General features: G+C 48.1%; 9 protein-coding genes and 1 tRNA gene. 5 read left to right on the top strand and 5 right to left on the bottom strand.

Going from position 1 to position 9,791, the window contains the following annotated elements:
• The first annotated feature begins 105 nt into the window (after positions 1-105).
• From QUA99_RS31205 to QUA99_RS31185, 5 genes are all read left to right on the top strand, one after another.
• Positions 106-462, top strand: coding sequence for a type II toxin-antitoxin system PemK/MazF family toxin (locus QUA99_RS31205; RefSeq protein ID WP_333245050.1), 357 nt, complete (start codon positions 106-108; stop codon positions 460-462).
• 62 nt (positions 463-524) lie between these two features.
• Positions 525-1,961 (top strand): 9,9'-di-cis-zeta-carotene desaturase, encoded by a 1,437-nt coding sequence (gene zds, locus QUA99_RS31200; RefSeq protein WP_333245047.1) that lies wholly within the window; start codon positions 525-527, stop codon positions 1,959-1,961.
• Positions 1,962-2,147: 186 nt separating this feature from the next.
• The gene (locus QUA99_RS31195; RefSeq protein ID WP_333245046.1) at positions 2,148-2,594 is read left to right on the top strand and encodes an SRPBCC family protein; all 447 of its coding nucleotides are present in this window, start codon (positions 2,148-2,150) and stop codon (positions 2,592-2,594) included.
• Between the two features lie 258 nt (positions 2,595-2,852).
• Positions 2,853-4,871: a protein kinase domain-containing protein gene (locus tag QUA99_RS31190; RefSeq protein ID WP_333245043.1), complete on the top strand. Its 2,019-nt coding sequence runs from the start codon at positions 2,853-2,855 to the stop codon at positions 4,869-4,871.
• A gap of 87 nt (positions 4,872-4,958) precedes the next feature.
• A tRNA-Val gene (locus QUA99_RS31185) sits at positions 4,959-5,032 on the top strand.
• Positions 5,033-5,110: 78 nt separating this feature from the next.
• Here QUA99_RS31185 and QUA99_RS31180 read toward each other — a convergent pair.
• From QUA99_RS31180 to QUA99_RS31160, 5 genes are all read right to left on the bottom strand, one after another.
• On the bottom strand, positions 5,111-5,395 hold the full coding sequence (locus QUA99_RS31180; protein ID WP_333245040.1) for a flagellar alpha dynein: 285 nt from the start codon (positions 5,393-5,395) through the stop codon (positions 5,111-5,113).
• A 32-nt stretch (positions 5,396-5,427) separates the two neighbouring features.
• The gene (locus QUA99_RS31175; protein ID WP_333245037.1) at positions 5,428-5,757 is read right to left on the bottom strand and encodes a hypothetical protein; all 330 of its coding nucleotides are present in this window, start codon (positions 5,755-5,757) and stop codon (positions 5,428-5,430) included.
• 121 nt (positions 5,758-5,878) lie between these two features.
• Positions 5,879-6,205, bottom strand: a complete 327-nt coding sequence (locus tag QUA99_RS31170; RefSeq protein WP_333245034.1) for a hypothetical protein — start codon at positions 6,203-6,205, stop codon at positions 5,879-5,881.
• 13 nt (positions 6,206-6,218) lie between these two features.
• The gene (locus tag QUA99_RS31165) at positions 6,219-8,939 is read right to left on the bottom strand and encodes a DUF3987 domain-containing protein (RefSeq protein WP_333245031.1); all 2,721 of its coding nucleotides are present in this window, start codon (positions 8,937-8,939) and stop codon (positions 6,219-6,221) included.
• 133 nt (positions 8,940-9,072) lie between these two features.
• The gene (locus QUA99_RS31160) at positions 9,073-9,501 is read right to left on the bottom strand and encodes a hypothetical protein (RefSeq protein WP_333245028.1); all 429 of its coding nucleotides are present in this window, start codon (positions 9,499-9,501) and stop codon (positions 9,073-9,075) included.
• Positions 9,502-9,791: the final 290 nt, after the last annotated feature.

Below are 9,791 nucleotides of genomic sequence, written 5' to 3'. Positions count from 1 at the left end.
TTATATTCTACCATGCTGTGCCTATGATTGTGAACCTTCTTTTTTGCTGTTACCCCGATTTATTGAGCGGATACGAAATTTTAATAGAGGAAGGTCTTTGATACAATGACAGAAGCTTATCCGCAACAAGGCGAAGTTGATCTTGTGAGAGCTTTGCAAGCGATAGGAGATACCAAACAACGTCCTGTTGCTGTCGTTTCCATAAATAGCCGGAATGAATTGAGCCGTACTGTACTGATTGTTCCTTTTACTAGCGATTTGAGAGGGGGGGAAACTCCGACTCGGATTTTGATTCCTGCGGGGGTCGGGGGGTTAGAATCGGACTCACTCGCTGTCTGCGAGCAAATTCTAGCAGTCCAAAAAACTTATCTAGAACAGGGCCCTTACGGTCATATTAGTGCGGATTTTTTAGCAAGAATTCAGAGGGCTGTACAAGTGTCGATCGGCATTTACGAACTTTAATAATATTTTTGATATTCTAAAATTTGTTACAATCTGTAAAAATACTGGAAAGGATAGGTAAAATGCGGGTTGCGATCGCAGGTGCGGGACTGGCTGGAATGACCACAGCAGTCGATTTAGTGGAGGCCGGCCACGAAGTAGAAATTTTTGAATCCCGCCCCTTTGTCGGCGGCAAAGTCGGCAGTTGGGTAGATCCCGACGGCAATCACGTTGAAATGGGTTTGCACGTCTTCTTCGGCTGCTATTATAACTTATTTGCCCTGATGAAAAAAGTGGGAGCATTTGACGATTTGCTCCTCAAAGAACACGTCCACACTTTTATCAATCGAGGCGGCGAAACTGGTTCTTTAGATTTTCGCTTTCCGGTGGGTGCTCCTTTCCACGGATTGAAGGCGTTTTTCACGACATCCCAGCTATCGGTACAAGACAAAATTCAAAATGCGATCGCCCTGGGAACTAGCCCGATCGTCCGAGGTTTGATAGACTTTGACGGAGCGATGAAAACTATCCGCGATTTGGATAAAGTTAGCTTCGCTGACTGGTTCCGCAGCCAAGGTGGCAACCAAAACTCGCTCAAAAGAATGTGGAATCCGATCGCCTACGCACTGGGTTTTATCGACACTGAAAATATTTCAGCCCGGTGTATGTTGACAATCTTCCAATTCTTTGCATCGAAAACCGAAGCCTCTGTCATGCGGATGCTGGCCGGTTCTCCCAACGAATATTTGCACAAACCAATTGTGGAATATTTGGAAAAAAAAGGAGCAAAAATTTACACGCGGCGCAGAGTCCGAGAAATTCAGTTTGAAGAAGGCGAAGAAACCCGCGTGACAGGCTTGGTAGTAGCTAACGGCGAAACAGAAGAAAAGATTACCGCAGACGCTTACGTTTTCGCCTGCGACGTGCCGGGAATTCAGAAAATATTGCCCCCAGCTTGGCGCAAATGGTCGGAATTTGACAACATTTATAAGTTAGATGCGGTGCCAGTTGCTACAGTACAATTGCGGTTCGACGGTTGGGTAACGGAACTGGAAGACGAAGCCAAGCGCAAACAGTTGAGCCACGCTGTAGGAATCGATAATTTGCTATATTCAGCAGATGCAGATTTTTCTTGTTTTGCAGATTTGGCGCTGACAAGCCCCAAGGATTATTATCAAGAAGGACAAGGTTCGCTGCTGCAGTTGGTGCTGACACCGGGAGATCCGTTTATTAAACAAAGCAATGAGGCGATCGCCCAACACGTACTCAAACAAGTTCAGGATTTATTCCCCTCAGCGCGGGAATTAAATATGACTTGGTACAGTGTAGTTAAGCTCGCTCAATCTTTGTATCGCGAAGCACCGGGCATGGATGTTTTCCGCCCCGCTCAAAAAACGCCGATCGCCAATTTCTTTCTAGCAGGAAGTTACACTCAGCAAGACTACATTGATAGCATGGAAGGAGCGACACTTTCAGGCCATCAAGCGGCTAAGGCAATTCTCGAAGCTTACGGTCATTAGTCATTAGTCCTCTCTCGTTTTCTCTCGTTCCCAGGCAATGCCAGGGAATGCCTATCAGGAGGCCCCGCCTCCAGTATTTAGACAGAAAACGCGAGGCAGAGCCTCTAGAAATGCGTTACCAGGCAGAGCCTAGTAACGAGAAACACTTCTTCAATCTAAAATCTAAAATCTAAAATCTAAAATCGCATGACTGATTGGTTAGAACACAGCGTCCAAGTAGAAGTGGCAATTCCCATCGAATTAGCGTGGCAACTCTGGTCGGATTTAGAGCAAATGCCGCGCTGGATGAAGTGGATCGAATCTGTTCATGTTCTCGAAGAAAATCCAGAATTGTCTCGCTGGAAACTCGCAACTGGCGGGTTAGAATTTAGCTGGCTTTCTCGGATTCTCAAATTAGTGCCGAATCAGATAATTCAATGGGAATCGGTAGACGGTTTGCCAAATCGAGGTGCGGTAAGATTTTACGATCGCAAAGACAGCAGTATCGTCAAGCTGACAGTGGCTTACGGAATTCCCGGCTGGTTGGGAAAATTAATGGATAACCTATTTCTCGGCCGCGTGGTTGAATCGACTATTCAGGCTGACTTGGAAAGGTTTAAAGAGTATGCTCTGAATGTGAAAGCGACATCTTAAATTATGAGGACTAAAGTCATGACTACAAACTAGTTTGTAGTCATGACTTTAGTTTTTTAAGTTCTAATTTAGGAGTTATGCACCAGAACAAAGAAACTGGTTTTGGAACCGAGATTGAAAGTTTTAAGCAAATATTTTGGTTAAAAACACGGTTTCTGTTCGCCCGTGCGTCCAGGACTATAATTGTAACGCGAGAGTCGATCGCCCTTTTGCCTCAGTATCATAGAGAGATGCTGCTGATTCCTTCTCGCTTCAGTTATGAGTTACTGCCTAAACCCCACCTGTCAAAACCCGCAAAATGCCGATCGTACCCAATTCTGCCTGAATTGCGGCTCCAAACTGTTGCTCAGAGAGCGTTACCGCGCCATCAAACCCCTCGGGCGCGGCGGTTTCGGTCGCACTTTTTTAGCAGTAGACCAAGACAAACCCTCAAAACCGCGCTGTGCAATTAAACAGTTTTTCCCCCTATCCCAAGGTACCAGCAGCAGCGAGAAAGCAGCAGAATTATTCAACCGAGAAGCAGTGCGGCTGGACGAGTTGGGGAAACACCCGCAAATTCCCGAACTGCTGGCGCACTTTCAGCAGGAACGCTATCAGTATTTGGTACAGGAATTTATAGAAGGTCAGAATTTACAGCAAGAGTTGGCGCGGACTGGGCCTTTCAGCGAAAGTCAGATTCTCAGTCTGCTGAAGGATTTATTGCCAGTATTGCAGTTCGTGCACGATCGCAGTGTAATTCACCGAGATATTAAACCGCCCAATATTATCCGCCGCATTTCTCAAACTCCCATCCTTTATACTTACCCCACATTAACCGGGGAATTAGTTTTAGTTGATTTTGGCGCTGCAAAAGTTGTGGAGGGTTTGAGAGAAACCGGTACAGTCATCGGTTCTCCCGAATTTGTCGCGCCGGAACAAATTAGAGGTCAAGCGGTTTATGCCAGCGATTTGTACAGTTTGGGAGTAACTTGCATTTATTTGCTGACTCAAATATCTCCTTTTGATTTGTTTGATATCAATCAAGATGTTTGGGTTTGGCCAGACTTTTTGAAAGTTCCAATCGCTCCGAAATTAAGTCGCATCCTCGACAAAATGATCGAACCGAGTCTCAGTCGCCGCTACAAATCTGTAGCTGAGGTATTGAAAGATTTGCAGCCGGCGGGGGCGGGCACGGGGGCACTGCCCCTACCAGCGCCTAAAATTCCCGTGCCACAGAGGACGCCTGCGGTGCAGAATGCTGTGCCGCCAACGGTTGCAGGCACAATTATACCTGTGCCGCAGATGCAGCGGGCCCGGCCGGCACGCGCGCCTACTTGGAGGTGTGTTCATACTCTGGTAGGGCATTCTAATGCTGTCACCTCGGTAGCTTTCAGTCCTGATGGCGCGACTTTAGCTAGCGGCAGTGAGGACAAGACCATTGAGATGTGGAAGTTGGATGCGGGTAAGCGGTGGTACACTCTTACGGGTCATTCTGACTGGGTGACTTGTGTGGCGTTTAGTCCTGATGGCGCGACTTTGGCTAGTGGCGGCCGGGACAAAACAATTCAAATTTGGGATTTGAATAAGGGTAAGTGGTGGTACGCTTTGCGGGGTCACGAAGACAGGGTTTATGCTGTGGCATTCAGTCGGGACGGTCAGGTTTTGGCTAGTGGCAGTCGGGACAAAACTGTGCAGTTGTGGAATTTGAATAAGGGAAGGCGGATGTTGGCTTTGACGGGTCACGCTGGCGGGGTGGAGGCTGTGGCTTTTAGTCCTGGCGGGGAGTTTTTGGCAAGTGGCAGTCGGGACAAGACTGTGCAGTTGTGGGATTGGCAAAATAATCGATCGATTTGTACTTTAGCAGAGCACGGGGATTGGGTGCGGGCGATCGTTTTTGCTGCGAACTCCCCCAACTCCCTGGCCGGTCAGACCCCCCCCAGCCCCCCCTTGGTAAGGGGGGGAGTAGGAGAAGGATTGATTTTGGCGAGTGGCAGTCGGGATGGTACGGCGAAGCTGTGGCGGGTGGATGGACAGGGGCGAGGGACGCTGCTGCGGAGTATGAGGGACAATTCTGGGGATGTTTTGTGTGTGGCGTTGAGTCCCGATGGTCGGGTTTTGGCGACGGGGAGTCGGGATGGCACGATTTATTTGTGGGATGCGGGTACGGGGAGTTTGCTGGAAATTCTGACGGGCCACGCGGGGGAGGTTTTGTCGGTGGCGTTTAGTGCTGATGGGGGGAGTTTGGCTAGTGGTGCGGGCGATCGAACTGTGAAGATTTGGCGGGGGATTGGGCATTAGGGGCGATGTCAAGAGTGCCCGCTAAAAAAATTCTCATATTTATGCTTGACAGGCGATCGAATGTTCTGCTACATTAGGAATTCGTGAGGACGCATAGCTCAGTTGGTTAGAGCACTACGTTGACATCGTAGGGGTCACTGGTTCGAGTCCAGTTGTGTCCATGAATTTCCATGCTTTAGCGGTCAAAGGTTTTAGGTTTGCCATCCTAACAAAATTTCTGTTTTCCGCTCATCTGTCGCTCAATCTTGCCCTTGAGCATAGCTAAGTATCTCCAAAACTGCTTCCATATCAGCCAAGTCTGCTCTCGACTTTTTACGCCGCGCTTTTAACTGGTTCAGCAAGTCGGCCGGCTCTGGAAATTCTGCCACGGTCGGAGCAGAGTTTTTATTTGCTTCCCGATCGCGCCGCGCTTCCTTGAGTTCTTGCTCCAACATCTGCACCTTCAGTCCTAAATCGCCGTTGCGCTCGTGTAACTGATTCAGTTCTGCATCCCACTCTGTAAGCTGCTTATTGGCCGCTTTCAATTCCTGCCTGAGTGATTCATCGTTGCCATCACTCAGGCTCTCAATTTTCCCAGCCGTTCCTCAATGGCGGCCATACGCTCCATCACGGGGTCAAGACTTGAACTGACAGCCTTGTCTACAATGTCTACAATTTCTGTAGACACGACGCTATTATTGCTTCGTGTAGACAAATCTGTAGAAGGTGTAGACACAATATTGCTGCTAGCTGTAGACACTGTAGACAGCGATGTAGACGTACCTGACACTTCCTTAAGAATGCGTTGTGCAGCTTGACTTACCGACTCACCCTCTAGCCTCTGATCCTCTATCCAGTTAAGGAAGTGACCGGAAGCTCTGAACGATACGACTTGACTTTGACTCATTGTAGACACCTGTATACAGTATCTGTCTACACTAACTGATATCTGTCTACGCTGTCTACATTTTGTCTACAGAAAGTGTAGACACAAAATCCCCCAGTTAAGGGGGGATGGGATTTAGCCGTTAGTCAGCGGCTTCCAAGTCCTTGGGGTCAAGCCATGTAGTAAAACTTCCGTCAGGCTTTACGCAAGCAATCTCTCTGTATTTACTGATTGCATCCACCGCCAACTCTAGACCCGCTAGCTGTTCTGCGTACTTTGTCCCGATGTACCGGACTCGGAGCCCTTTCTTGGCTTCTACAGTCTTGGTCTGAGTCAGGTTTTCTGTAGTACAGTTCATCATTAATGGTTTTGAGTTTTCCAAGGATGCCGATTTTGTATCCACAGTATCCACACTTGCCCCTAAAGCCTCATCTGGTAAGGATTTTAGGGTGTGGATAGGGGTATCCACAGTGTATCCACACTTATCCACACTTATCCACACTTTTAACGTTATCAGGCTGTTTAACTGTGGATACTGTGGATACTGTGGAGAGGGAAGTGTGGATATGTGTATCGCTCTCTCCATCACGGTTTGGCGCTACTGTGGATACTGTGGAGTGTGGAGAGATGGTAAATGAAATTCTTTGACCTTTTATTGTAGTCTCGCCATACTTCATCTCGATCAACTCTGCAAACCATTCTTGAATTTGCTGCTTACTGGGTCGATGCTTGGAGTCAAACGCCTGGGTGACATCCCGTGCAGAAACTGTCCCACCCTTGGCTTCTGCCAGAGCGAGAATTTTTACTAAATTAGGAGCCAGTGCAGTTCGATCGGAGAACTCTGTGTAGAGCACGTCAATCTGGTTCGCGGTGAAAATCACAAATTTGACTGCTGCCTGCACAATACTTTTTGGGATGCGTGACGTGACGGGTTGGTCGTTAAAAGTGCAGTTGAGCGCGTGAAGGACTCCGGCAAGCTTTCCTACTTTTTCCGGTGCTTTGCCAATCATCGCCCGCTTACCTTGCATGGGTTCTGCAACCCGCTTGTCCTCTGCCTTGTTGTAAAACTCTGTAAAGTAGCGTTTGGCGTCGGGTTCTAGCTCTAATTTCAGCGCTGGCAGTGCATCAATTTTTTGGTAAAGACTGCTAAGCATTGGAGTCAAGTCGAAACTTCCGCTGTCCTCTAAGGATAATTTCGACGCGGCCAGCGGTTGAATCACAAAATCGAACCGGGCGAACTTGCCGTTAGAGTCGCTGCAATCTTTGAGCAAGCTTGCGAGCACATCGGGCTGAATTGTCCCGAACACTGACAGCAACAACCCGTCTAGGTCGGCTTTAACTCCCGACGCTCTTAGAACTGTGCTGCCTGTGCCGTTCCAGAATTCGAGTAAATCTTCATCGTCGGAACCTTTGCCGCCCCGATACTGGTTTGCAGATTTAAACAGCCCCGCCAGTTCATCGCACCGATACATCAGCGCCTGATCGGGATGCTCAGCTACTTGATAGAGAATCCCCTCTCCTGTGGTCTTTGAGAAAGAGTAAAGTTTTTGGCGCGGTGGTTTTGGAGCAACACCTTTATCCTCTCCTTTGGCCGCTCTCCAAGTTGCTAATTCCCTCTCATAAGCTTCCTGTGCTTTTTCAAATTCCTTCCTTGCCCGTTCCCGTAAGGGCTGCATCGGGCGATCGATAATTTCCCGCATGATGGGAGATTTTTTCTGAGAGGATTCAGCAACAATGCCGGCAAAATAATTTGGGGTGACGCGGTAGTTGGTGTCATTGCGGAGTTTGATTTCGCTCCCAACTTTAAAGAGGCTGGAAATTTGGGTCAGCAGAGTTGTCAGATAACACTCCGGTTTTAGGTTCAGCATTTTTGCCAGTTTTTCGATCGGCGCCGCTAAACCCACAGGGATGATTTCAGCAATATTTATCTGAGATTTTTTTGAGTTCAGAAGCCGTGCAACTTCTGTCGCCACATCTTCCCGGTTGTCGGCTTGCTCTTGCTCTTGCTCGCGGTCGCGGTAAATTTTCCAGACATCAGCAGAGTTGACCCGAAACTTTTGAGCGAGCTCGGAGATTTTAAGCTGTAACTGAGATTTCTTGAGGTCGGACTCTAGCAAGTTCTCGATTTCTTCCCCTAGCTCAGAGATATCAGGAATCTGGAACTCTTTCGGCCGCACAACATTATTAGTTGTTGGGTGCTGGAGTACGTTGTCGGATTTTGGGTTTTGTTTGAATTTGCGATCGCCTATTTTCACACCAACACGATCGGCGAGCTCCATCACCACAGAATAGAAATCTTTACCAGTTGGACTGCCAGAACCGCCACGCAATTGATGAATAAACTGGACGGGCCCGCCACCAACACTACAGCCAAAGCAATGAAAAGTCTTTTCTTCTGGGGAGATGGTAAAGCTTGCTGTTTTTTCATCATGGAATGGGCACAGACCTTTGAGATTTTTCCCCGAGGTTTTCAGCTTGATGTAGCTGCCGTAGAATTCCTCAGCGTCCAGTCGCGGGAGAATTTCTTGCTCCAACTTATCTACCAGACTTTTCTCGTCAGCATCTGCAGATATTGGATTTTCGGGTTTTGGCTTCTGGGGGAGTTCGATCGCGGGTACTTCCCTCATCAAATCAAGAATAAAGTCGGGGCATTCTGCGATCGGAGTATCAGTATCACTTTCCCAAAAGTAGGGCTTACCCGTGTCAGGATGGATTGACGGCGGGAGCGTGGAACACTGATTCCATCGCAGTTCTAGTTTGTTGCCGTTCTCTAACTCAATTTTTTGGGGCTTCAACCCTTCCCATTTTTCCGGTGGCACGGATAGCAAAATTTGGAAGTGTCCCGGTTTGCCTGATGTCCAGTGGTTTGTAAATGGCGGCGCTTGATTGTCGCTAAGCTCAAGATATTTTTTCCATGCTGCCGGCCCGTCAAAGTCGATCGCCATAATGCCACTAGATAGCGGGCCGGTGACGATGCTCACCCCAGTCCACAGGGTTTTTTTGCCTTCGTGGTTGGTTTGCGATCGGATTGCTTCGATCAGTCGATCGCGATCGAGTTTGGTTTTATTCCAGTTGGGCCACAAGTTGCGCTTGTCTACGCAGAGAGTTAGCGCCCAAGATTCGGGCATTTTAGAGATTGCATTGATTAATGCCGCACGGACGCTTGAAATTTTACCGCCGATCGGAGTAGAATTGTCGTACATGAATTTTCTCGCCCCCAGGCGAGTATGAATTTGGTTAAGTCCAAAAAGCCGTTGCAGTCAGACGCCAATCGAAAGCAGCGGTTTTTTGGTGTCTAGATTTTGGGAAAATTAAAGCGTAATTGGCACCGCCCCGCTAGTTGTTAGCGAGTGCGGTATCTAGGTCGGTGCGAGCGAAACCTTGAAGCCCTCTGATAAAGCAAGGGGGAGGCTTTAAGAATTGTATTGAAGTAGAGCGCGAACCTAGTTTCTTGCGAGCGTACTCAATAATCCCGGCGCTGCGATGTTCGGATGCCCACAACGCTAAAGCAGCCCACAATCGAAACACATTTAAATGGTCGCAATGTCTGAGGTATGAGCGCTGAGATTCCCGGTCGCGCCGTCGAGCCATTAATCTCCGCTCTCGGGCTTCACATTTTACTAGGAGATTATAGAGAAACTTAAGGCGATTCCACGCTAGCCATTGCCAAATCCCCAGCCGATACCAGCCTTGAATGTCGGACACGTCCTCCACTTCAATGCTGCGTTCTTCGTTCGGCTTAGTCGTGATTAGGGCTGATGGCACTGCTTTTTCCTCCTGTTCAGTATTCTACAAGATTGGTCTGCTTTGGGACTGTGTTGGCTTGTTACAGACCCTACGGGTTTGCAAAATCTGCATAGGTGCTGCAACCGTTGCGACTTGCTGCAAATTCTCTAGATTTCTCTATTTATTGCTGAGGTAGAACCCTATAAGGTTCGATTTTTCTCTATACACGTTTATACACAGGTTTGAGTAAACTAATACCATTTTTTTAAAGATGTGATAGAGATAAAGACTGTAAAATCCAAGACCATCCGGTGAGAAATCCAATGACG

It is taken from the genome of Microcoleus sp. F10-B2, assembly GCF_036704965.1.
Lineage (GTDB): Bacteria > Cyanobacteriota > Cyanobacteriia > Cyanobacteriales > Microcoleaceae > Microcoleus.
This window is presented reverse-complemented; position numbering and strand designations above follow the sequence as displayed.